This window comes from uncultured Victivallis sp., assembly GCA_944389935.1.
In the GTDB taxonomy this organism is placed as follows: domain Bacteria; phylum Verrucomicrobiota; class Lentisphaeria; order Victivallales; family Victivallaceae; genus Victivallis.
The window spans coordinates 1-22,691 of the sequence record CALXOE010000020.1; the positions used below are offsets into that span (position 1 = coordinate 1).

A 22,691-nucleotide genomic window follows, 5' to 3' on the forward strand; every position below is an offset into this window, starting at 1 on the left:
CTTGAGTCCTTGATTTCTACCCCAAGTCATGATATAGTATTGTATGTTAAAACGTATATTTAACAAGTAGTAACCACCAGGAGCTCTATCAAGGTAAACGCCGCTTTGACCGTTGCATGGCTGTGGGAGGCAGGGGGCGTTTCCGCCGCCCCCCGCACCCCCTGCGTCCGGCAAGGTGCCTCGTTGGGGAGCGTTGCGTGGTCGTGGGCGGCAGGGGGCGTGTCCGCCGCCCCCCGCACCCCCTGCGTCCGGCAAGGTGCCGGTGCCGCGTACGGGTCGGAGTCGGACTCGGCTGCGGTCGGCCGGCACGGGGAGAAAGAGCCGCAAAAACACGAAGCAATCTTCCCGCTTTTCTGCGGAAAGATTTCTTCGCGTTTTTGCTCCACTTCGCCGCTTGCCGAGCGGAGACTCCGTTGCGCGGCGATGATCGGCCGATGGGGTATTTGATGGTTGTTCGGTACGGGGAGAGACGCGGCTGGCATAGCCGCTTTCTCTCCCCCGAACCCCTCTCTTGTACTGCCGGGCGCAGGAACGGGTTGCGCGGCAGAGACGGGGCGGCGAATTTGCGAATGAGCCGCGTTCTCTCCCCCGACCCTCTCTCTTGACTGTCCGGCGCGTGCAAGCGGAGAATGGGGGATTGGGTGAGTTTTCATTGCCGGGAGCTCGAGGAGAAAGAATCCGGCCCGACACCTGCCGGCGTCACGGACTGCGGGGAACGAAACCGGGGGAAAGCAGGTTCCGTCTGAAGCGGGACGTTCATCAGAATAGCAATGGGACTTCATGGGCAGGCCTCCTGTTAGAAACGGTTTCCGATTTCACGGCTGTCGGCGGCGGTGACGGAGAGAGGCTTCTTATGAAGTTTCTCCGTCCGGTTGTCCTGAATCCAGTTATAGAGGACATCCGCCTCTGCTCCGTTCAGGATCGAGACAATGGTTCCAGTCCACTGCGTGTTAGTGCTGTTGCAGTTGAACACCTTGTTGTTGATCACGCGCAGCCGATAAACGCCATTTGTATAGATGCCGTTCACGTGGCTGTTCAAAATCTCATTGTCCAGAATGTCGATATCGGTCAAAATGCGGCTGAGCTTGAAGCTTTCGGGTTTTCCGGCGATTTTGGCGTCAAGAGTGAATTCAACCTTGTCGCCGCGCAGAACGGAGGTTTTGATTCGCGCGGATGTCTCTCCCATGCGGATACGCCGCCGGGGAAACAGCTCGGAATAAAGATCTTTCGAGGCAGCATAGACACCCGGCTTCACCTCGGAGACCGGATAATCGCTCCGGGTGAAATACTCATCACCGTTCCGGTTCCACCCCTTTTCGCTGTCGATGTAGGAGACGACGATCCCGGCGTGCCCGGTCGTGACCTGCCCGGTGTTGCGAATGAATACGCCGTTGATTTCAAAGTCGGCGCCGCTCTCGAGGAACCGATTCGCCACAACCTTGATCCTCCGGGCGGAACATGCCCCCTTGAGTTTGTTGTTAAAACGATCGTTGGTCGTGATCTGGCACCCGGAGAAGGTCGTACGTTCGACGTGATTGCCGTTGAAAATCACATCGGAGCCGCCGAGACAGACCAATCCCTGGCGGCAGTTGTAAATGATGTTGTTCGCGACAATGGCCCGTTCGAGCCGAAGAGCGTTCTCATGTCCGTAATCGATGAGCGCAAGCGCATCGTCAGTGGTCTGCGTGATATAATTTCCCGTACACACAATATCCTGGGAATGAACAAAATGGAGACCATCGCGCTGTGTCTGCTCGATCTTGCAGTCAACGACCCAGACGTAACGGCAGCCGTTGATCGCGATCCCCATGAAAGGAGAGCCGAGCACATGGACGTTTTCGATCCGGATGTTCCGCCCGTTGGTCACATAGATCGGGTGCTGCGCGGAAGTTTGCGGTTTCTTCGGCATTTCCCGGTAAGTCAGAACACCACCGGAAACGGTCAGATCTTCGCATTTGTTGAAGTGGAAACTGCCGTTCTGTTCGGTATTGAGCAGTGTCGCGCCGGAAAGATCGACGGTTGCATTCCGAAGCCCCTGAACCCGCAAGAGCCCCCGGAACGCGAATCTGCCGCTGCCGAATCGGAGCACGCCGCCATCCTCGCGCAGCTTCGCAAAAGCGTTCTGAATTGCGGCGGTATCGTCGGAAACGCCATCGCCTTTCGCGCCGAAGTCGCGGACATTGAACTCCGTCCCGCATGCGAAGAAAGCCGTGGTGATCATCAGAAAGAGAGTCAGAAGAGATTTCATAATGCTTTTGTTTCCCGGGATTTGAGTTGAACGGAGAAAAACGGAGAAAGAGCGCAGTCACTCCTGCGGATGACCAGAGAGGGCACAACCAGACGCAGCAGCTCCGGAGCCCCGGGGCGGAGTCGATTGTGGGCGAGAAGTTCAAAACCCTGCCGGACATGCTCGGCAAGATTCGGATTCAATGCAGTGATCGGCGGCACGGAATACCGGCAGAACGGAGTGTCGCCGATGCTCACCAGGGAAATCTGTTCCGGAACCCGGATACCGTTTTCATTGAAAGCCGCCAGAGCTCCCTGGGCAAGTTCGTCATTCAGTGCGATCAGCGCCGTGAAACGCTCGTTTCGCGCCAGTGCCCGGCAGACCGCCTGAAAGGCGTATTCAATCGGCTGCGCACCGGTCGGCACTTCGGCCGGCAACTCCGGCGCTCCTTCGGTAACGGCGCGCCAGACTGCAATCTGGATATTTTCGATCGGATGTCCCGAGTTGTTGTGCAGCAAAGCGATGCGCCTGTGACCGAGCGAATGCAGATGGTCGGCGATCTGCCGGATTCCGTGATTATCATCCCCGATGACCGACGGGACACCGAGCTGATCGAGGCGGTTCGCGAGCACGGCGAAAAGCCAGCTGCTGCCGGCGATTTCCCGGATGGCCGTATCATTCAGCAAATTGTCTCCGAGCACCATGGTCGGCTGCCGGAAGCGGATCGCGGTCCGGATGAACATGGTCGTCTCCTCACTGCCGAGCCGGACAATCCGGCAGAGGAGTCCACGTCTTCTCCCTTCCTCGAAAGCGAGTTCCGCGATTTCATTCTGCGTCTCTCCCAGGTAATTGGAGATGACGACATTGACCTGCCCGGCAACGTCGGCGGCTCCGCCATGGATCAGATAGGTTCCGTCACCCACGCGCTTCTCGACGACACCCCCCGCGATGAGATCCCGGAAAGCCCGCCGGACGGTCGAAACATTCACACACAGCTTCTCCGCGAGTTTCCGTTCCGACGGGAACCGTGTCTCCGGACAGAAGATGCCGCTCTCAATGCCGTGGACAAGGTAGTCGTAGACGACCTGAAATTTCAGTTGCTGCTGTTTCTCCATGATCGCGAAATATTCCGTATCTTTCAAATTGCTCTGCAACTAATTATAGAACAATTCCGGAATGATGTCAACCACCTTTCGGAACACAATCCACAAAAAACGAAACAAGAACCTGTAAATAAACATATTACGGATATGCATTTTTTCACAAAAGCTGATATTTATAAGCGTATCAATTTCGATTTGATCATGCACTGTCGTGTTCCGGCAGGTTTTGCGAACCGTTTTTGCGGGATTTCTGACTCCAGCTTGAAACGGCCTCTTTTTCCGAAGATATTCATGTTCTGAAATCATTTTCCCCAAACGGAGGGATGCACCGGTCGCGGAAAACGTCTGCCGGATTTCCGCCGCAGTTTCCCGGAAAAACCGGACGCCGACCGCGCGAAAATTGGAAAAATCGGCAAAGACGGTGTACTGTAAAACAACGGAATGTTCCATCACCTGCCGGATGCAGGATTACGAGGTGTTATATGTCAGGAAAAATCACGGACAAAAGCGCAAAAGTCGCGCTGATCGGCCTCGGATACGTCGGACTGCCGCTGGCGGTTGCTTTCGGCAGAAAATTCGACACCGTCGGTTTCGACATCAAAACCGCGCGGATCGACGAATTGAGAAGCGGGCGCGACGGCACGCTCGAAACCTCGCCGGAGGAGCTCGCCTCCGCAACGAAGCTGCGCTTCAGTTCCTCACCGGAAGATTTGCGCGGGCGCGACTTTTATATTGTTACGGTGCCGACGCCGGTCGACCGTTACAACACACCGGATCTCACGCCCCTCTATCGCGCGAGCGAAACCGTCGGGAAAGTGATCTCCCCCGGGGCGATCGTGATTTATGAGAGTACGGTCTATCCCGGCTGCACGGAGGAAGAGTGCGTGCCGGTCATCGAGCGCGAAAGCGGTCTGGTCTTCAATCGCGACTTCTTCTGCGGCTACAGTCCGGAGCGGATCAACCCGGGCGACCGCGAGCATACGCTCGAGCGGATCGTCAAGATCACCTCCGGCTCGACTCCCGAAACGGCCGAAGCGGTCGACGCGCTCTACCGCACCGTCGTCAAGGCGGGCACCTATCGCGCAAGCTCGCTCAAGGTGGCCGAAGCCGCGAAAGTCATTGAAAACTCCCAGCGCGATCTGAACATCGCCTTTGTGAACGAACTCGCGAAGATCTTCCGGCTGATCGGGATCGACACGCGCGAGGTGCTCGCGGCCGCCGGAACGAAATGGAATTTTCTGAAGTTCCAGCCGGGTCTCGTCGGCGGACACTGCATCGGCGTCGACCCCTATTACCTGACGCACAAGGCGACCGAACTCGGTTACCATCCGGAAGTGATTCTCGCGGGACGGCGGATCAACGACAGCATGGGACGTTACGCCGCGACCGAGACGGTCAAACTCATGATCCGCAGCGGGAGCAGGATTCTCGGAGCGCGGGTGCTGCAACTCGGCATCACATTCAAGGAGAACTGCCCGGACATCCGCAACTCGCGCGCGGCCGACGTGGCCAGAACACTCGCCGAATTCGGCTGCAAAGTCGACATCTGCGACCCGTGGGCTGAGCCGGAAGAGGTGAAACGCTACTACAGTCTCGACTCATTCCGCTCGCTCGAGGGGCGGGATCTCTCCTGTTACGAAGCGGTTGTGCTCACGGTGGCGCACGACGAGTTCCGCAGACTCGATCCGGAGCGGTTCCGGAACAGCTCCTGTGTCATTTACGATATCAAGGGACTCTGGCCCCGCGAAAAGGTGGACGGACGGTTATGAGCGGACGGGTTCCAGCCGGACCGGCGGGGGAGTGCGGAAATCCCGCGGGAGATGTTTTCAACAAACGCAACGGAGGGGGAGTCTCATGAAACGCGCACTCATCACCGGAATCACTGGGCAGGACGGCTCCTATCTCGCGGAACTTCTGCTCGAGAAAGGATACGAGGTTCACGGCATCATCCGCCGCGCAAGCACGTTCAACACGGCCCGGATCGATCACCTCTACAAAGATCTGCATGAGGAGGATGTGCGGCTCATTCTCCATTACGGAGACCTCACGGACACGAGCAACTTGAACCGGCTGCTCGAAAAGATCCGGCCGCAGGAGATCTACAACCTCGGCGCGCAGTCGCATGTGCGCGTTTCGTTTGAAGTGCCGGAATACACCGCAGACGTCGACGCGATCGGAACCGTCCGACTGCTCGACGCGCTCCGCGAGACGGGGCTGCCCGCGCGATTTTATCAGGCATCCACGAGCGAGCTTTACGGAGACGCGGCGATTCCGCAGAATGAGGAGACGCCGTTCCGTCCGCGCAGCCCCTACGCCGTCGCAAAACTCTACGGCTACTGGATCACCCGGAACTACCGCGAAGCCTACGGCCTGCATGCGAGCAACGGGATTCTCTTCAACCACGAATCGCCGCGCCGGGGCGAAACGTTCGTGACGCGCAAGATCACGATGGCCGTCGCCCGCATTCTGCGCGGCACGCAGGAGTGTCTCTACATGGGCAACCTCGACGCGAAACGCGACTGGGGATATGCGCCGGATTATGTGAAGATGATGTATCTCATGCTCCAGCAGGAGGAACCGGACGACTACGTCGCCGCGACCGGGGAGTCGCACACGGTGCGTGAATTCATCGAGGAGTCGTTCCGTCTCGTCGGCCACCCGGTCGAGTGGAGGAATTCCGGTCCGGACGAGATCGGAATCGATACCGTGACCGGGAAGAGCGTCGTGCGGATCGATCCGCGCTACTTCCGTCCCGCCGAAGTCGATTTCCTGCTCGGGGACGCCTCGAAAGCGAAGCGGAAGCTCGGATGGGAGCCGACGGTGCGTTTTCACGAGCTCGTGCGCATCATGACCGAAGGCGACCTGCGGCTGCTCGACAATCCGAACTATGAAACGGGGTTTTGAACGATGGGAGAGGTGATGAACCGGGATTCCCGGATTTTCGTGGCGGGACACTGCGGCATGGTCGGGTCGGCCTGCGTCCGGCGACTCATTGCGGAGGGGTATCGGAATCTGCTGCTGCGCACACACGCCGAACTCGAACTCACGGACCGCCGCGCGGTCGATGCGTTCTTTGAAACGGAACGGCCCGAATATGTCGTGCTCGCGGCGGCGCAGGTCGGGGGAATCAAGGCAAACATGCTCGACAAGGCGGGTTTTCTGCTCACGAATCTCGAGATTCAGAACAACGTGATCTCCGCGGCGTGGAAGAACGGCTGCCGAAAGCTCTGTTTCCTCGGGAGCAGCTGCATCTATCCGCGTGAAGCGCCGCAGCCGATCCGCGAGGAGGATCTGCTCACGGGGCCGCTCGAGCCGACCAACGAGGGGTATGCGCTCGCGAAGATCGCCGGGTACAAGCTCTGTTATTATCTCTCGAAAGAGAAAGGATTTCCGACGGTTTCGCTCATGCCGTGCAATCTCTACGGCACGAACGACAACTACGATCCGGAACACTCGCACGTCTTTCCGGCGCTCGTGCGCCGGTTCGTCGAAGCGGCAGAAGCGGACGCTCCGGAGGTCACGCTCTGGGGAACCGGAACGGTATTGCGGGAGTTTCTGCACGTCGATGACGTTGCGCGCGCGGTGCTCTTTTTCCTGCGCGAACGGAATGATCCGGAAATCGTGAACATCGGGGCGGGGTATGACCTGACGATCCGCGAACTCGCCGGCAAAATCGCCGCCGCCGCCGGATTCCGGGGAGAGATCCGCTTCGATCCGGCCGCGGCTCCGGACGGAATGCGCCGCAAACTGCTCGACGTTTCGCGCGCCCGCGCCCTCGGCTGGCGGCCGGAAATCACGCTCGACGACGGAATCCGGCGCACCGTGGCGGAGTATCGCGCGCTGCGGCGGCAATCATGAGCGGCCGTCCTTTCAGGCTCGCGGTCGCTGATTCGCCCCGGGCGCCGTTCGACGACCGGCTTCTGCGACGGCTCGAAGAACGCGGGCGCGTGAAAGCGCAACTCTTCCGCGAACCGGAGTTTTCCGGAACTGCGGGGGGATCATTCGACGCGCTCTTTGTCCCGGAAATCATGAGCGGCCCGCTCCGGCAACTGCTGCGCCGCGCCCGCCGCCACCTGCCGATTCTGCTCGGGGACGCCGCTCCCCTCCCCCGGTTCCGGCGGGGGCTGCTCCGGAACGCGGCCCTGCACTTCTACGGAAGTGACGCCGCACGTGAGGAGCGCATCCGGGCCGGGATCGAACCGGAACGACTCCATTTTCTCCCGCCGCACCCGCTCGAATTCGAGACGACAGCTGAGCGGCGGAAAAACGAGGAGCGCGCGCGGGCGCTCCGCTCCGCGCTCGGCATCCCCGATTCGGAGCGTGTCCTGCTCTTCGCGGGGGAGTTCACCCGGGAAAACGCCCCCGGCATCCTGCTTGAATCATTTTTTCTGCGCCTGCGGGAGTGCGGGCTCTCCGGCTGGACGCTCGCACTGGCCGGAAGCGGGCCGCTCGAGGGGCAGCTCCGGGCGCTCGCGGGCGCTTCGGCGCGGGTGCGATTTCTGCCGGACTCGGAGCCGCCGGCCGTGCTCCGCCGGGCGGGAGACCTCATCGCCCTGCCGTCGAAATCGCAAAGAACGGGAGCGAGAGCCGCCGCCGTGGCGGAATCGATGGCGTCCGGCCGCCCCGTGCTCGTGACCGAAAACGCGGGAGCGGGGCTCGCGCTCGTGCGTCCCGGCAAAACAGGCTGGAGCGTCGACTCGGCTCACCCGGAACTCTGGTTCGACTACATCCGGCCGGTGTCGAGAGAGCAGCTCCGCCGGATGGGAGAAGCCGCCCGCAGTGCGGCGGAGGCATGGAGTTTCGACACTGCCGCGGCGGCGATCGAACGGGCGACGGAGACAATTCCGGACTTTTTTGCGGAAAACGGTGGATAAATCCGGATTTTGCGGTTATTGTATAGCGGGAAAGTGTCAATTTTTATTTTCCGGAAAAGAGAACGATGAAAAGCAAAACCATTCTGGTCACCGGCGGCGGCGGATTTCTCGGCTCCCATCTCTGCGAGCGGCTGCTTGCGCTCGGGAACGATGTGATTTGCGTGGACAACTTCTACACCGGCAGCAAGCGGAATATCCGCCATCTGCTCGAGAATCACAGATTTGAACTGATCCGGCACGATGTGACGCTGCCGCTGGTGGTCGAGGTGGACGAGATCTACAATCTCGCCTGCCCGGCGTCGCCGATCCACTATCAGCGCGACCCGGCCCAGACGATCAAGACCTGCGTTCACGGCGCAATCAACATGCTCGGGCTGGCCAAGCGGACCGGGGCGAAAGTGCTTCAGGCGTCGACCAGTGAGGTGTACGGCGATCCGACCGTCCATCCGCAGGTCGAGGAGTACTGGGGCAATGTGAATCCGGTCGGACTGCGCTCCTGCTACGACGAGGGGAAACGGTGCGCGGAGACCCTCTTCTTCGCCTACAATCTGCAGTGCGGCGTACCGGTCAAGATCGTCCGGATCTTCAACACCTACGGGCCGCGCATGCACCCGAACGACGGGCGGGTGGTCAGCAATTTCATCCTCCAGGCGCTGAAGAACGAGGACATCACGATCTACGGGAGCGGCGAACAGACCCGCAGCTTCTGCTACCGGGACGACCTCATCGAAGCGATGATCCGGATGATGGCGACGCCGGCGGAGATCACCGGGCCGATCAACATCGGCAATCCGACCGAATTCACGATTCTCGAGCTGGCTGAACTCGTGATCGAGCTGACCGGCTCGAAGTCGAAGATCATCCGGGCGCCGCTGCCGTCGGACGATCCGAAACAGCGCCGCCCCGATACGAGCAAAGCCGCGAAAATCCTGAACTGGCAGGCGACCACACCGCTGCGCGAGGGATTGATCAAAACGATCGAATATTTCGACCAGCTGCTCAAGGAAGATCCGGAGTTCTGCCGCTGATATGAGAAGAAACCGCCAAACCGCAGCCTGTCACCGGGCCGGTTTGCACAAGCGCCATGAAACGTTTTCACGCTTCATGGCGTTTTTTTCCATCTGAACCAAACAACCGCAATGAGGTGAATCATGAAGAACATTCTGTGCATCGGAGCCGGCTATGTGGGCGGCCCGACCATGGCGGTCATCGCCGACCGCTGTCCCGACTGCAAAGTGACCGTCGTCGACATCAACGCCGACCGGATCGCCGCCTGGAACTCCGGGAATCTGCCGATTTATGAACCGGGACTCGAGGAGGTCGTCAGCCGCTGCCGCGGGCGCAATCTCTTCTACTCGACCGACATTCCGCGGGGGATCCGCGAGGCCGACATCATCTTCGTCAGCGTGAACACGCCGACCAAGACATTCGGTGCGGGCGCGGGACGCGCGGCGGATCTGCAGTTTCTCGAAAAGACCGCGCGCAGCATCGTCGAATATGCCGAAAACGACAAGATCGTCGTCGAGAAAAGCACGCTGCCGGTCCGGACCGCGCAGGCGATGAGCCGGATTCTCCACTCCAACACGAAAAATCTGAAGTTCCAGATCATCTCGAATCCGGAGTTTCTCGCGGAGGGAACCGCGATCCGGGATCTGGAGAATCCCGACCGCGTGCTCATCGGCGGCATGGAGACGCCCGAGGGGGAACGCGCAGTCGAGGAGGTCGCCTCCATCTACGCGCACTGGGTCCCGCGCGAGCGGATCATCACGACGAACCTCTGGTCGAGCGAACTTACGAAACTCGTGTCGAACGCGCTTCTGGCGCAGCGGGTTTCGTCGGTCAACAGCATCTCGGCTCTCTGCGAAAAGACCGAGGCGAACATCGATGAAGTGACTGCGGCGGCGGGACGCGACAGCCGCATCGGTCCGAAGTTTCTCAAGGCGAGCATCGGCTTCGGCGGCTCGTGCTTCAAGAAAGACATCCTGAATCTCGTCTACCTCTGCGGCCACTACGGGCTGCCGGAGGTGGCGGAATACTGGGAACAGGTCGTCAAAATGAACGAGTTCCAGGCGCGCCGTTTCGTCGGGAACATGCTGGACGCGATGTTCAACACCGTGGCGGACAAGAAGATCGCGATTTTCGGCTTCGCGTTCAAGGCCGATACCGGTGATACGCGCGAATCCCCCGCGCGCGCCGTCTGTGTGCAGCTGCTCGAAGAGCGGGCGCGGTTGAGCATTCACGACCCGAAAGCGCTCGGCAACGCGAAACTCGATCTCGAGGGTGTCACGGGGGAAATTCATTACGTCGAGGACCCCTACGAGGCAGCGAAAGGCGCACATGCGATCGCCGTCATGACCGAGTGGAAATGCTTCCAGGAGCTCGATTACAAACGGATCTTCGATTCGATGGAGAAACCGGCTTTTATTTTCGACGGACGCAACATCCTCGACCATGCGGCGCTTTACGAGATCGGCTTCAACGTTTACCCGATCGGCAAGAAGAAGTTGACGCACTTCTGAGAAAGGAGTCCGAAAAATCGTACTTTTTGATTCGGAAACAGCGGGAAACTCCCGGTTGCGGTGATATAGTAAGAACATCACAATCATCGGATCACCACATCGGGAGCATTCATCATGAGATCGATCACGATTCCGGCGGAAACAATTCCGGTCACAGAAGAGGCCGATATCTGCGTCATCGGGGGGAGCTGCACGGGGCTGTTCGCCGCCGTCCGCGCGGCGCGCCTCGGAGCAAAGGTCGTCCTCCTCGAAAAACACAACCGTTTCGGCGGAGCTGCCACGGCGGGACTCGTCTGCATGTGGCACTCGATCTTCGACATCACCGGAGAGAGACAGATCATCGGCGGACTGACGTTCGAGATGATGGAGCGGCTCGAAAAACGCGGTGCGATCGGCGAATTCCGCAAAGGCGGCCCGCACGTTCCGCGCATTCCATTCAACAGCAATGAATTGACGCTTGAACTCGATGCGCTCGCGCAGGAGCATCCGCAGATCCGGACCTGTTTCCATACGTTCTATTCGCGCCCGGTCATGAACGGGGACGGGACGATCAGCGCCGTCATCGCGGAAAACAAATCCGGGCGATTCGCCGTCGCGGCGAAATTCTTCATCGACGCCTCCGGCGACGGGCTGCTCTGCCGGGCGGCGGGATACCCGATGCGGCGCGCGGGAAATCCCCAGCCGCCCACGGCGTGCGCGCTCCTGGAGAACTACCGCAAAGCCGGACGCATCGACCTCAAGGAGCTGATCGAGCAGAACCGCTCCCGTTACCCGGATCTGCCGTGCGGCTACTCGTGGGGGACCGCCGTTCCGGGCAGCGACGACGTCTACATGCTCTCGGCGACGCGGATTCTGAACTGCGACTGCATGGATGCCGACGCGATCACGCAGGCGGAATTCGAGTCGCGCCGCCAGATCCGCGCCCTGACTTCCCTGCTGCGGGAGACCGCGCCGGAGGCGCATATTTCGCTGCAGGGACTCCCCTCCGAAATCGGCATCCGCGAGAGCTGCCACATCGTCTCTGCCGGGCCGCTCCGGGGGAAAGAGATGCTCACAGGCACGTGTTACCGCGACACCATCGGCGCGGGAACCTATCCGGTCGACATCCACGGCAATGCGGATGATTCGATCTCGTTCCTGCACCTGACCGGGAGCAGGCAGTATTTTCGTTCCCGTACGCTCGTCCGGGAGGAACGCTGGCTGCCGGAGGGGGAGTTTCTGCCGTTCTACCGGATTCCGCTCTCGTGCCTCATTCCGGGCGGGGCGAAGAATCTGATCGCGGCTGGGAGAATGCTCGACGCCGACGGAGATTCGTTCGGAGCCGTGCGTGTGATGGTCAATCTGAACCAGTGCGGAGAAGCCGCCGGTGTCGCCGCCTGCTGCGCCCTGAACAGCGGGAAAGCGATCACCGAAATCGACGGCGCCGCGGTCCGGAACGAACTCAACCGCGGCGGCTCCCTGATTCCGGAAGCGTGAAACCGGCCCGCTGATTCATAAAATCTCAAACCGGCACTTGAAAATACAGACAAATCCGGTAAATTATAAAAATCAACATAAAAACAGACAACTTTAGAATAGACAATTCCGGAAACATCATGAAAGCAGCAGAAATCCGCCGCAAATACATCGATTTTTTCAAAAAGCGCAACCATGTCGAGATCAAGAGCGCGCCTCTGATCCCCGAAAACGACCCGACCTGCCTCTTCACAACGGCGGGGATGCACCCGCTCGTTCCCTATCTGCTCGGAGCGAAGCATCCGGCGGGGAAACGGCTGACCGACTATCAGAAGTGCATCCGCACCGGCGACATCGACGAAGTCGGAGACGCGGTGCACCTCACATTTTTTGAAATGCTCGGGAACTGGTCGCTCGGAGATTATTTCAAGAAAGAGATGATCGGCATGAGCTTTGAATTTCTGACCGGGAAAGAGAATCTGAACATTCCGGTCGACATGCTCGCCGTGACCGTGTTCGCGGGAGACGGCGACTGCCCGTTCGACGAAGAGGCTTTCAACGAGTGGCGCTCGCACGGCATTCCGGAAGAGCGGATCGCGAAACTCGGCAAAAAAGACAACTGGTGGGGTCCGGCCGGAACCACCGGTCCGTGCGGCCCCGATACCGAGATGTTCTACTGGACCGGCCCGCTGCCCGCGCCGCAGGTGTTCGACCCGGCCGACAAGCGGTGGGTCGAGATCTGGAATGACGTGTTCATGCAGTACAACAAAACCGCCGACGGCAAGTTTGAACCGCTCGCGCAGCGGAACGTCGACACCGGCATGGGTCTCGAGCGCGTGACCGCGATTCTGCAGGGCAAGACGAGCTGTTATGAGACCGAGATCTTCGCACCGATCTTTGCGAAACTCGACGAGATCCGCGGCATCACCGTCGCGCCGGAAGTCCGCACAAGTTCGGAACGGATCATCGCGGACCACCTGCGCGCCGCGACGTTCATCCTCGCGGACGGAATCACGCCCGGCAAGGTCGATCAGCCCTACGTGCTGCGGCGGCTGATCCGGCGGGCGATCCGCGAGGGGCGCAAACTCGGGATCACCGAGCCGTTCACCGCGAAGATCGCCGACGCGGTCATCGCGGAATTCGGCGACGTCTACCCGGAACTGCGTGAGAAAGCCGACATCATCCGCGAGGAACTGACCCGCGAGGAGAAGCAGTTCGCCGTGACGCTGGAAAAAGGGACGCACGAGTTCCAGAAACTCATCGACCGCGTTCCCGCGCATATCGAGAAGAAGATCATCTCCGGCAAAAATGCGTTCAATCTCTATGAGACCTACGGCTTCCCGATTGAACTGACCGAAGAGATGGCCCGGGAAAAGGGATTTCAGGTCGACCGCGCCGGCTACGACGCCGCATTCGCGAAACATCAGGAGATGAGCCGTGCGGGCGCCGAGCAGAAGTTCAAGGGCGGCCTCGCCGACAGCTCCGAGGCGACTGCGGCGCTGCACAGCGCGACCCACCTGCTGCAGGCGGCGTTGCGCAAGGTGCTCGGCACGCACGTCGAACAGCGCGGATCGAACATCACGGCCGAGCGGCTTCGCTTCGACTTCTCGCATGAGGAGAAGCTTACGCCGGAACAGCTCAAGCAGGTTGAAGATCTCGTGAACGACGCGATCCGGCGCGACCTGCCGATCATCTGCGAGGAGATGGATCTCGAAACCGCGAAGAAATCCGGCGCAATGGGTCTCTTCGAGAACAAGTACGACGCGAAAGTGAAAGTCTACACGATGGGCGACGTCAGCAAGGAGATCTGCGGCGGGCCGCATGCAAAACGCACCGGCGAACTCGGAGTGTTCAAGATCAAGAAAGAGGAGAGCTCCAGCCGCGGCGTGCGCCGCATCAAGGCAGTGCTCGAACGCTAACGAATCGGAAAGGAACGACAAATGAAAGAATCCGATTTGCTGATTTCTCATCGGGACGATGTCTATTTCATCAAGGTCTCGGGGCGGGCGAATTTTGAATACGCGGTTCCGCTGCGGGAACTGGCCCGGACGCTGGAGGATTTCCGCTGCGTCCGGATGGATATGAGCGAATGCCTTGCGATGGACAGCACATTCATGGGAGTGCTGTCGATGATCGGGCTCAAGGCGAAGCGTTCGGGAGCTCAGGTCGAACTTGTGAACGCCTCGGAGTTCCTGACCAAACTTCTGCGCGACCTCGGGGTGACGAAGCTCTTCACATTCGTGACGGAGACGGAGGGAACCGCCCCAGAATACGATTCGGCCGCGAAAAAAGCCGATCTGCTGACCACCGCCGAAACCGTCACAGAAGCGCACGAATCGCTCATCGAGGCGGATAAATCGAATGCTCAGAAGTTCGATCAGGTCATCGCTTTCTCGAAACAGGATGTGGAACGGCTGAAAAAAGAGCGCGAAAATTCCCAGAAGTAATGGAGTCGAACTCACTGCGCCGGGAAATCCGAAAACGGACGGCCATGCTCTTTCTGGGTGCGGTCGGTTCGGTTATCGTAAGTGCGCTCGTTTCGCTGCTGGTGATCGTCGTGATCATCTTCTGCGCCGGCAGTGGATCCCGCAGATTTTTTTTCGATGCGGGCAGCCAACAGCTGCTCGGAAGTGGCCTGATCGTTCTGGCCGGAATCTTCCTTTGCTACGGAATAGGGAATTACAAAAAGTTCTTCCTCAGGAATGGGGATGACGACGGTCTCTTCTTTGAACGAGGCGAACCGGGCGCCAGTCCCGATGAAGATCAGCGGTGGCGGGTTGTGATGTTTGCACCCTATATGTTTTTTCTCGGGCTGCGGCTCTGCGGTCAGGGATTGATTCTGCTTTTTACGCCGGTCGACGAATCGGAACGGCTGCTCCGGACACTCGGAAACCTGGGGCGAACAGATGTGGAAACCCTCGCGGAACAAAGCGGCATTTCCCGGAGACGGGTTCTGTCACTGCTCACCGTGCTCGACGCGACGATCCCTACGAAGAACCGCGAAGTCGCGCTGACCTCGGCATGGTCAAAGCTGCTCTGAGGAATACTCATAGTCGATGAGTTCCCCTGCGAACCCGGCGTCCGGGCGGCGGCGCGGCCGTCAAGCACGGAACAGAACTCACTGCGATCTGTGATTGCGCCCCGATTCCCCCGCTTCACCAGAGACTCGAACCGACGGAGTCCACCGTCAGCAGGAACAGCGCAGCAAGCACAGAAAACAGTGTAAAAAAGAGTGTTATCGGTGTGGAGAAGTTCGGAGTCCGTTTTCTCCGGAAAAACCGTACGCACCAGCATCCCGCCGCCACAACTCCGTAAGGGAGGACGAACAGCATCATCATGCGACTATAGAGGAGCTCGGGATAAAAACCGTTCAACAGAAAAAATCCGCCGAAAATCACCACCGCCGCCGCACAGAAACAACCACTGAACATGATCCGTGCCCGCATGCTATCCGCCGGGTCTCCCCTCCCCCGGGCCAGTCCGATCACGGCTGTTCCCGCGAGCACGGCCAGCAGGAGGAGAGCCGCCGTTCCGAGCCACGGATGAACCGGAAACGCTTTCGCCACCCAGAGGCGGAAATCCTGCATCTCATTCTGTTCCCGGACCGTGATCGTCTCAGAGAAGAGTTGCGCAGTCTCCCCGGAATCGGGTGCGGGCCCCCATACGGAGAGTTGAAGATCGGCAAACGGTGTTCCGCCCATCGACCTGATCCGGGTTCGAACGAACTTCGCGATTTCGCGGCATTGTGATTCCGTAACCGGATCGGAGCAGACGACTTTCACGGGGATGGTTTTCAGATCGATTCTGGATAACGCCTGTCCGGGATCCGCGATCTCCCGGATGGCGGGAAAGGCCGAAACGAGCGTGGGCTCTTCCTGCAGGAGGAGTTCGGCATAAGACTGCGTTTCATCGTACAGATTTTTGGAAAAGGCCGCATTGAGCAGCAGCAGACGGCCGCCCAGCGCCACGAGCAGCAGAAACCAGATGCCGAATGCGGCGAGATCGCGCCAGGTCAAAGTGTTCCAGAAAGCGAAGAGCGACGCGAGGACATATCCGATGCCGATCAAAATCACGCAGATGCGGTCAACTCCTGATAACGCCTCATCAATTTCGCAACGATCTCCGGCTCGGTCGCGTTTGGCGGGAAGCCGTAGAGTCTCATCACCGCCTTGTCGTTCTCCTGATGCGCCTTGCGCAGTTCCGGCGGCATGGTTGTCTGGTCGTAAAGATCGGCAAGCGTACAGTCGGGAAACAGTGCCCGGGCATCGAGAATCGCCTGAGCCAGCACACCGATTTTTTCTTTGTCTCCAGCGGAAGCCTCCGGCCACGGGAAATTGTTATACACAATGTCCTTAGAGTAACGATAGCGCGTCTCCAACCTTCCGCAGACGGCACGCATCCACGCCATGTGAACCAGGCTGGTCAGAATCCCGAAATGATACCGCGTGGCATCGGGGACCAATTTAACCAGATTGCTGCAAAGAGTATCCGGTGACATGAATCCCATCGGTACATAATAACGCCTCTCCGAGGAAACTTCCGGTATCAGGATATAATTCCCGTCCGGCATGTTTTCGACATGAAAACGAGTCGGTCTGTCTGCAAGTTTTCTGGTTCCGGGGCTCTTGCTGGCTAACCGGAATAACCGAACGGCTTCGACCCGCGCCAGACATTCCGGCATATCGTGCAACTCACGGGGGGAACACTCTCCCAGCCACAAACAATACCGCGATCGACGGTTGATGAACTCTTCGGACCCAAACCACGGTCTGAAAAATTTTGCCGCCGCCGGCTCCTTTTTCACGAAAGCTTCTTTCTCCGCTTCGGTAAAGAGGTAATTGCCGCCATCGATCGGTTTATTTCCGATTCCGATCTCCGGTACATCACAAAGCGGTATGCTCCGGCTTGGAATAAAAACATCGGGTGCATCAACAAGATACGCATTGATGGAGGAACAACGCATTCCCTCCGGACCGATTGCGCTGTCGAAAATCCGTTTCGGAGCGGGATTTTCCGCCACGCTGAATCCGACGATCACGCAATGCACATGGGCCTTTATACTCGCTTCGCTGTCCCAGCGGAACGTACGATGAGCAAAATCAATATGTACATGAAAATGTTCAAAAAGCGGTTTCCACAACAACGCCACCTGCTCCCCCTGCGTGATGGAGTTGGTGGAAACCAGCGCGGCACGGATCGCGTTTTCTCTCATCATTTCCACTGCTTTTCTGTACCAGCAGCAGACATAATCCAGATTTCCGGCGCTCGGGGTATCGGCAAAAATCTGCTGCAGATCGGCCTTCTGCTCCGCACTCATGATCCTTGCGCCCACAAACGGCGGATTTCCCATGATGTAATTGAGCCGATTTTGCGGGACCACGCTCTCCCACTCCATCTGCAGCGCGTTTCCCTCCACAATATTGACATAGGATTTGAGGGGCAGAAAGTCGAGTTCGGAATGAACGATCTCCTCCGTAGCTTTCATCATCTGGCTTTCGGCGATCCAGAGCGCGGTCTTGGCAACCGAAACCGCAAAATCATTGATCTCGATCCCGAAAAACTGCTGAATCGAAACCCGAATGGGATTGACTGTCAACCACGCATGACCATCCTTGTTCAGCAACTCAAGAACTTCGTTTTCCAACTGCCGAAGCGAGAGATAGGTCTCCGTGAGAAAATTGCCGGAACCGCAGGCCGGATCCAGAAAAGTCAGAGAAGAAAGTTTTTCCTGAAAAGCAAGCAGCCTCCGGTTACGTGTTCCGAGCACCTTCAAGCTGCGAATCTCAGCAAATTCGTTCTTCAAGTCGTTCAGAAACAGGGGGTCGATCACTTTGTGGATATTCTCAATACTCGTATAGTGCATACCTCCGGAACGGCGGGTGTCCGGATTCAGGGTACTTTCGAAAAGCGCCCCGAAAATCGTGGGGGAAATGTCGCTCCAGTCAAAATCATCGCTCGCTTTCATCAGCAGCAGATTCTTCACTGTTTCATCCAGCTGCGGAATCTCAATCGCCTCGTCGGCAAAAAGCCCGCCGTTGACGTAAGGAAATGCCGCAAGTTCGTCCTCCAGATAGGGGTCACGTTCCCCGGGTTCGGTATCCAGCACTTGGAAAAGATCAATCAACGCCCGGCGTAAAAACCGCGGTTCAAATTGCGCCAGATAATCATGAAACTGATTGCGGCGCGCAAAAATTCCGGCATCCTCCGCATAAAGACAGAACACCAACCGGACACAAAGTTTATTCAGGGATTTCAAAGAGGATTCCGCCGCCGGATCGTTGTAATGCTTGAGAATTTCGTCGTACAACCGGCCGACAATTTCACCGGCCTGAATGGAAAGCTCCATTTCGCGCTTCAGATGAGCATTGGTTTCCTGCGTCAGGAAAGAGAGGCGGTGATATTCTTTCGGCAGATCAGCAAGCCGGATGATCTCCGGATCGATATGCGGGCGCTCCATATCATGGACATGAAACTCCTGAAAATTGCAGACCACGATCCAGCGCGGTCGTCTGGAATATTCCAACTCATCGGCATATCGTTTCGCCTGACGAAACGGAGTCAATTCCTGTCCATCGGATTGCTTCGCCGGTTTGAGAAGATCGACATTCCTGCCTTTCTGTTCAATCATGACTCGAGTTTCCGGAATGTATGCATCAATAAAACTCGTATGTTCGAGTTGGACCTGATTTTCAAAAAAAATGAATTTTTCTGGTTCAGAAACCCCGAATACATTCCGGAGCAAAGCCAGCCAAAAAGGTTGGCTTTCCCCTTTTTCATAGCCTCTTTCCCGCCAATCAGCGGCAAATTTTGCGGCAGCGGTTCGCTGTTCCACTCCAGTCATAAACAAATTCCTTAAAAACGTCGACGTTTATTCAAAAAGCTGATTTTTTTCGATAATATAACGCAGAACAACGTAAAATCAAGCATTCGCCACCGGGGTGTCCCCCCCCCCGAAAAGTACCCGCTGCTTTTGCGAAGCAAAAGTTCCGAGCCCCGTGGGCGAAAGAAGGCAACTTTTCGCAATCTTTCAATCCATTCCATTCTCGCAGGCACGAGTACGACGCGAAGCGGCGCACGGAATGCCGGAGAGCGGGGATGGGAACCCGAAGGGTTGCCAGTGCCTCACAGGGGCCCCCGAAAAGTACCCGCTGCTTTTGCGAAGCAAAAGTTCCGAGCCCCGTGGCCGAAAGGTAAGCAACTTTTCGCAATCTTTCAATCCATTCCATTCTCGCAGGCACGAGTACGACGCGAAGCGTCGCACGGAATGCCGGAGAGCGGGGTCCCCGAAAAGTAGTGATCCCGCGAAGCGGGGACCCGAGGCCCGTGGCCGAAGGGTAAGCAACTTTTCGGGGAATTGGCAACCCCGCCAAGATTCGAACTTAGACTAACTGGACCAAAACCAGTTGTGCTACCATTACACCACGGGGTTTCATGCGGATGGTTATAGAAGATAACTCCATTTGGATAAAAAATCCAGATAAAAATGAAAAAATTGCTACGTTTTTTTGAAAAGTGGTGTATATTTCGGAAATGCGCCGAAAGAACAACAGAGAAACAAGGAATACGATGAGCGGAGAAATCAGAAAAAAGCGTTCGATCAAGGAATATCTTCGGATCTATATCACAGGCTTGATCATGGGGGGAGCGGATGTGGTACCCGGAGTTTCCGGAGGAACGATGGCATTTATTCTCGGGATCTACGAGGAGCTGATTGAATCAATCAAGAAGTTCACATCGCCGGAAACGATCGCAATGGGTTTGAAATTCCAGGTTAAAAAGGCGTTTCAGACGCTGCCGTGGCCGTTTCTGCTGGCGCTGGGGCTGGGGATTATGACGGCGATCGTGCTGCTTTCGTCGCCGATTCACTGGATGCTGGCGAATCGGCCGGTGCAGATCTGGGCATTTTTCTTCGGGCTGGTGGTGGCGTCGATCTTCACGGTGTTCGGGCGGGTACGGAAATGGAATCCGGCCGCGGTAATTGCGCTGATTGCGGGGACGGTCGCCGGCTGGGTGGTCGTGGGCTTGCCGCTCTTGAATAATCCGCCGGACAGTCTGCTCTATCTGGTGCTGTGCGGAGCGATCGCAATCTGCGCGATGATTCTGCCGGGAATTTCGGGTTCGTTCATCCTGCTTCTGATGGGGAAATATCACCTGGTGCTGAATGCGGTTCATGAACTTAAAAGCATGACGAATATCGGACCGAATCTGTTGATTCTGGTGTCGTTCATCGTGGGGATCGTCATCGGGATCAGTTCGTTCGTGCGGCTGTTGAGCTGGCTGTTCCGGAAATTCCACGATCTGACCGTGGCGGTGCTGATCGGCTTCATGGCCGGTTCGCTGCGAAAGGTGTGGCCGTGGAAAGCGAGCGGAGCGGACGACGCCCCGAACGTGCTGCCGCAGGAGTTCAATACGGAATTCTGGTCGGCGATCGGGCTGGCGGTGGCGGGATTCGTGCTCGTGCTCGTGCTGGAAACGATCGCGAAACAGCTGGAAAAACGGAGTGCCAAAACGCAGGAGGCGTAAATGCATCCGATACTGATTTCGATCGGGAAATTCTCCATCCGCAGTTATGGAGCGATGGCCGCAGTGGGATTTCTGCTGGGGTGCTGGCTCGTGAATATGAACCGCAAATATGCGAAGATGAGCGCGGACCAGGCGTCGACTTCGGTGTTTGTGGCGATGATTTCCGGCATTGTCGGGGCGCGGATCTTCTATGTGGTGCAATTTTTCGACAGCTACCGGGACAATCTGTGGAACGTGTTCCGGATCGATCAGGGGGGACTCGTATTTTACGGCGGTTTTCTGCTGACGCTGCCGATGCTGTGGATTTACTGCCGCTGGAGCAAACTGGACATCATCCGGGTGTTCGACATCTATGCCCCGGCGCTGGCGATTGCGCATGCCTGCGGGCGGATCGGCTGTTTTCTGAACGGCTGCTGCTGGGGGAAGCCGACGGATCTCTTCTTCGGGGTGACCTACCCGGAGGGGAGCAGTCCGGCGTTGTGCTATCCGGGGCAGAGTCTCTACCCGGTGCAGCTCATCGAAGCGGGGGAACAAATAGCGCTTTTCTTTCTCTACTTCTGGATGGTGCGGCACACGCGGCGCGGGGTGACGATGTCGAGCTACTTGATTTTGTATGGAATTCTCCGTTTTCTGAATGAACTCATGCGCGGGGACAATGCGAAAGTGGTCGAGTCATTCACGATCGCCCAGGTGATCGGATTCGCGTTGATTCCGGGCGGAATCGTGCTTTTGATCTATTTTCTGCGCACCGGCAGGAAGAAGCAAGATGAACCGGAAGATACTGAGCTTTCAAATTGATCCGCAGGAGGCGGGAACGCGGCTGGACCGCTGCCTGTCACGGCTGATTCCCGGGTCGTCGCGGACCTATCTGCAGAAACTGATCGCCGACGGCCTGGTCACTTCCGAGGGGACGGCGCTCACGGTTCCGCGCTATCCGGTGCGCGCCGGGATGCGCGTGACCGTGGAACTGCCGGAGCCCGAAAACACCGAACCGGTCGCCGAACCGTTTGACTTTCCGATTCTTTATGAGGACGAGTCGATGCTCGTAATCGCCAAACCGGCGGGAGTCGTGGTGCATCCGGCGGCGGGGAATCCGACCGGAACGGTGGTGAATGCGCTGCTCGGACGGTATCCGCATCTGGCCGAGACTCTGGCGTGCACGTCGGGGCGGCCCGGGATCATACATCGGCTCGACAAAGAGACGTCGGGATGCCTCGCCATCGCCAAAACTCCGGAGGCGCAATACAAACTCAGCAGCGCTTTTGCCAGCAGAGAGACCGGCAAGACCTATCTCGCCATTGTGCGCGGAGTTCCGCGCCGGCCGGAGGGTGAAATCACGGGGCTGATCGGCCGTCATCCGGTCAATCGGCAGAAGATGGCCGTGGTGGAACGGAACGGGAAATACGCCATCACCCGCTATTGTCTGAAACGAAGCGGGCTGATCAACGGCGTCCCGGTCAGTTTGATGGAAGTGAAGATTCTGACGGGGCGGACGCACCAGATCCGGGTTCATCTCTCTTCGATCGGGATTCCGGTGCTCGGGGATGCGACCTACGGGGGAACGGCGGCGGCGATTCCGGGAATCAGCCGTCAGATGCTGCACGCCTGGAAGTTGAGGATTCCGCACCCGGTTACGGGGGAAGAACTGGAATTCACGGCGCCGCTGCCCGATGATTTTCAGGCAACGCTTAATCTTTTTTAAAATAAAATTCTTTCCCATCTTGAAAAGCTCGAGCGAAGTGCTATAGTGAGAGATGGTGTTGGATCATTTCTTGAGTGCCGTCGAGTGGAGAGACAACGGCTACTTTTTCTGTTCAGCGAACGCGAAGTTCGCCATTTCATTTTCGCCTGCCGTCCGATCCGCATTCGGGAAACGGAACACTGAAAAATGAATAAATTAAGCGGCGACAGGTTTGGATTCAGCAAAAAAGGCTGTATATTATACTTATTGCCATAGTCGGGGCGGCCCCTGCATCCCGCGGGGACGGGG

19 protein-coding genes and 1 tRNA gene are annotated in these 22,691 nt (G+C 58.0%); 13 read left to right on the forward strand and 7 right to left on the reverse strand.

Annotation, left to right across the window (positions count from 1 at the left end):
* Positions 1-59: 59 nt before the first annotated feature.
* The 4 genes from Q0J85_RS07690 to Q0J85_RS07705 form a co-directional block, all read right to left on the reverse strand.
* Positions 60-482 (reverse strand): hypothetical protein, encoded by a 423-nt coding sequence (locus Q0J85_RS07690; protein WP_294479949.1) that lies wholly within the window; start codon positions 480-482, stop codon positions 60-62.
* Between the two features lie 314 nt (positions 483-796).
* Entirely contained in the window at positions 797-2,248 is a 1,452-nt protein-coding gene (locus Q0J85_RS07695; RefSeq protein ID WP_294479953.1) for a right-handed parallel beta-helix repeat-containing protein, read from the reverse strand.
* A complete protein-coding gene (locus Q0J85_RS07700) occupies positions 2,245-3,342 on the reverse strand; it encodes a GntR family transcriptional regulator (protein ID WP_294479955.1) in 1,098 nt (365 codons plus the stop codon). Before Q0J85_RS07700 ends, Q0J85_RS07695 begins: the two co-directional genes overlap by 4 nt.
* 39 nt (positions 3,343-3,381) lie before the next feature.
* Entirely contained in the window at positions 3,382-3,780 is a 399-nt protein-coding gene (locus tag Q0J85_RS07705) for a hypothetical protein (RefSeq protein WP_294479958.1), read from the reverse strand.
* Between the two features lie 32 nt (positions 3,781-3,812).
* On the opposite strand from Q0J85_RS07705, the gene Q0J85_RS07710 reads away from it, so the two are divergent.
* The 10 genes from Q0J85_RS07710 to Q0J85_RS07755 all read left to right on the forward strand — a co-directional run bounded on the left by Q0J85_RS07710 (position 3,813) and on the right by Q0J85_RS07755 (position 15,218).
* Complete coding sequence (locus Q0J85_RS07710; protein WP_294479960.1) at positions 3,813-5,099, forward strand: nucleotide sugar dehydrogenase; 1,287 nt, start codon at positions 3,813-3,815, stop codon at positions 5,097-5,099.
* An 85-nt stretch (positions 5,100-5,184) separates the two neighbouring features.
* Positions 5,185-6,234: a GDP-mannose 4,6-dehydratase gene (gene gmd / locus Q0J85_RS07715; protein ID WP_294479961.1), complete on the forward strand. Its 1,050-nt coding sequence runs from the start codon at positions 5,185-5,187 to the stop codon at positions 6,232-6,234.
* Positions 6,235-6,249: 15 nt separating this feature from the next.
* Complete coding sequence (locus tag Q0J85_RS07720; protein ID WP_294479962.1) at positions 6,250-7,188, forward strand: GDP-L-fucose synthase; 939 nt, start codon at positions 6,250-6,252, stop codon at positions 7,186-7,188.
* Positions 7,185-8,204 carry a glycosyltransferase family 4 protein gene (locus tag Q0J85_RS07725; protein WP_294479965.1) on the forward strand — a complete coding sequence of 340 codons (1,020 nt, stop codon included), beginning with the start codon at positions 7,185-7,187 and terminating at the stop codon, positions 8,202-8,204. The genes Q0J85_RS07720 and Q0J85_RS07725 overlap by 4 nt, the downstream gene beginning before the upstream one ends.
* Positions 8,205-8,269: 65 nt before the next feature.
* A complete protein-coding gene (locus Q0J85_RS07730) occupies positions 8,270-9,232 on the forward strand; it encodes a UDP-glucuronic acid decarboxylase family protein (protein WP_294479967.1) in 963 nt (320 codons plus the stop codon).
* A 123-nt stretch (positions 9,233-9,355) separates the two neighbouring features.
* Positions 9,356-10,723, forward strand: a complete 1,368-nt coding sequence (locus tag Q0J85_RS07735) for a UDP-glucose 6-dehydrogenase (protein ID WP_294479969.1) — start codon at positions 9,356-9,358, stop codon at positions 10,721-10,723.
* A gap of 114 nt (positions 10,724-10,837) precedes the next feature.
* A complete protein-coding gene (locus Q0J85_RS07740; protein WP_294479972.1) occupies positions 10,838-12,199 on the forward strand; it encodes an FAD-dependent oxidoreductase in 1,362 nt (453 codons plus the stop codon).
* 119 nt (positions 12,200-12,318) lie between these two features.
* Positions 12,319-14,097, forward strand: coding sequence for an alanine--tRNA ligase (locus Q0J85_RS07745; protein ID WP_294479974.1), 1,779 nt, complete (start codon positions 12,319-12,321; stop codon positions 14,095-14,097).
* 21 nt (positions 14,098-14,118) lie between these two features.
* Entirely contained in the window at positions 14,119-14,625 is a 507-nt protein-coding gene (locus tag Q0J85_RS07750) for an STAS domain-containing protein (protein WP_294479976.1), read from the forward strand.
* Positions 14,625-15,218, forward strand: coding sequence for a hypothetical protein (locus Q0J85_RS07755; RefSeq protein WP_294479979.1), 594 nt, complete (start codon positions 14,625-14,627; stop codon positions 15,216-15,218). Before Q0J85_RS07750 ends, Q0J85_RS07755 begins: the two co-directional genes overlap by 1 nt.
* A gap of 115 nt (positions 15,219-15,333) precedes the next feature.
* Here Q0J85_RS07755 and Q0J85_RS07760 read toward each other — a convergent pair whose 3' ends face one another.
* The 3 genes from Q0J85_RS07760 to Q0J85_RS07770 all read right to left on the reverse strand — a co-directional run bounded on the left by Q0J85_RS07760 (position 15,334) and on the right by Q0J85_RS07770 (position 19,607).
* Positions 15,334-16,251: a hypothetical protein gene (locus tag Q0J85_RS07760; protein ID WP_294479982.1), complete on the reverse strand. Its 918-nt coding sequence runs from the start codon at positions 16,249-16,251 to the stop codon at positions 15,334-15,336.
* Entirely contained in the window at positions 16,248-19,019 is a 2,772-nt protein-coding gene (locus Q0J85_RS07765) for a DNA methyltransferase (protein WP_367274621.1), read from the reverse strand. Before Q0J85_RS07765 ends, Q0J85_RS07760 begins: the two co-directional genes overlap by 4 nt.
* 514 nt (positions 19,020-19,533) lie before the next feature.
* Positions 19,534-19,607: transfer RNA gene (locus Q0J85_RS07770), tRNA-Gln, on the reverse strand.
* A 206-nt stretch (positions 19,608-19,813) separates the two neighbouring features.
* Between Q0J85_RS07770 and Q0J85_RS07775 the strand changes: the two genes are divergently transcribed.
* The 3 genes from Q0J85_RS07775 to Q0J85_RS07785 are packed head-to-tail and all read left to right on the forward strand — an operon-like array spanning position 19,814 to position 22,403.
* Entirely contained in the window at positions 19,814-20,701 is an 888-nt protein-coding gene (locus Q0J85_RS07775) for a DUF368 domain-containing protein (protein WP_294480051.1), read from the forward strand.
* A complete protein-coding gene (lgt, locus tag Q0J85_RS07780; RefSeq protein ID WP_294479987.1) occupies positions 20,702-21,499 on the forward strand; it encodes a prolipoprotein diacylglyceryl transferase in 798 nt (265 codons plus the stop codon).
* Positions 21,468-22,403: an RluA family pseudouridine synthase gene (locus Q0J85_RS07785; RefSeq protein WP_294479990.1), complete on the forward strand. Its 936-nt coding sequence runs from the start codon at positions 21,468-21,470 to the stop codon at positions 22,401-22,403. The genes lgt and Q0J85_RS07785 overlap by 32 nt, the downstream gene beginning before the upstream one ends.
* Positions 22,404-22,691: the final 288 nt, after the last annotated feature.

What these genes read in the sequence shown, in the direction of transcription:
- lgt (WP_294479987.1), top strand. Translation starts at nt 20,702, where the DNA reads ATGCATCCGATACTGATTTCGATCGGGAAATTCTCCATCCGCAGTTAT.
- Q0J85_RS07750 (WP_294479976.1), top strand. Translation starts at nt 14,119, where the DNA reads ATGAAAGAATCCGATTTGCTGATTTCTCATCGGGACGATGTCTATTTC.
- Q0J85_RS07775 (WP_294480051.1), top strand. Translation starts at nt 19,814, where the DNA reads ATGGGGGGAGCGGATGTGGTACCCGGAGTTTCCGGAGGAACGATGGCA.
- Q0J85_RS07740 (WP_294479972.1), top strand. Translation starts at nt 10,838, where the DNA reads ATGAGATCGATCACGATTCCGGCGGAAACAATTCCGGTCACAGAAGAG.
- Q0J85_RS07730 (WP_294479967.1), top strand. Translation starts at nt 8,270, where the DNA reads ATGAAAAGCAAAACCATTCTGGTCACCGGCGGCGGCGGATTTCTCGGC.
- Q0J85_RS07705 (WP_294479958.1), bottom strand. Translation starts at nt 3,780, where the DNA reads ATGGAACATTCCGTTGTTTTACAGTACACCGTCTTTGCCGATTTTTCC.
- Q0J85_RS07765 (WP_367274621.1), bottom strand. Translation starts at nt 19,019, where the DNA reads ATGACTGGAGTGGAACAGCGAACCGCTGCCGCAAAATTTGCCGCTGAT.
- Q0J85_RS07720 (WP_294479962.1), top strand. Translation starts at nt 6,250, where the DNA reads ATGAACCGGGATTCCCGGATTTTCGTGGCGGGACACTGCGGCATGGTC.
- Q0J85_RS07735 (WP_294479969.1), top strand. Translation starts at nt 9,356, where the DNA reads ATGAAGAACATTCTGTGCATCGGAGCCGGCTATGTGGGCGGCCCGACC.
- Q0J85_RS07695 (WP_294479953.1), bottom strand. Translation starts at nt 2,248, where the DNA reads ATGAAATCTCTTCTGACTCTCTTTCTGATGATCACCACGGCTTTCTTC.
- Q0J85_RS07755 (WP_294479979.1), top strand. Translation starts at nt 14,625, where the DNA reads ATGGAGTCGAACTCACTGCGCCGGGAAATCCGAAAACGGACGGCCATG.
- Q0J85_RS07710 (WP_294479960.1), top strand. Translation starts at nt 3,813, where the DNA reads ATGTCAGGAAAAATCACGGACAAAAGCGCAAAAGTCGCGCTGATCGGC.
- Q0J85_RS07700 (WP_294479955.1), bottom strand. Translation starts at nt 3,342, where the DNA reads ATGGAGAAACAGCAGCAACTGAAATTTCAGGTCGTCTACGACTACCTT.
- Q0J85_RS07785 (WP_294479990.1), top strand. Translation starts at nt 21,468, where the DNA reads ATGAACCGGAAGATACTGAGCTTTCAAATTGATCCGCAGGAGGCGGGA.
- gmd (WP_294479961.1), top strand. Translation starts at nt 5,185, where the DNA reads ATGAAACGCGCACTCATCACCGGAATCACTGGGCAGGACGGCTCCTAT.
- Q0J85_RS07725 (WP_294479965.1), top strand. Translation starts at nt 7,185, where the DNA reads ATGAGCGGCCGTCCTTTCAGGCTCGCGGTCGCTGATTCGCCCCGGGCG.
- Q0J85_RS07690 (WP_294479949.1), bottom strand. Translation starts at nt 482, where the DNA reads ATGCCAGCCGCGTCTCTCCCCGTACCGAACAACCATCAAATACCCCAT.
- Q0J85_RS07745 (WP_294479974.1), top strand. Translation starts at nt 12,319, where the DNA reads ATGAAAGCAGCAGAAATCCGCCGCAAATACATCGATTTTTTCAAAAAG.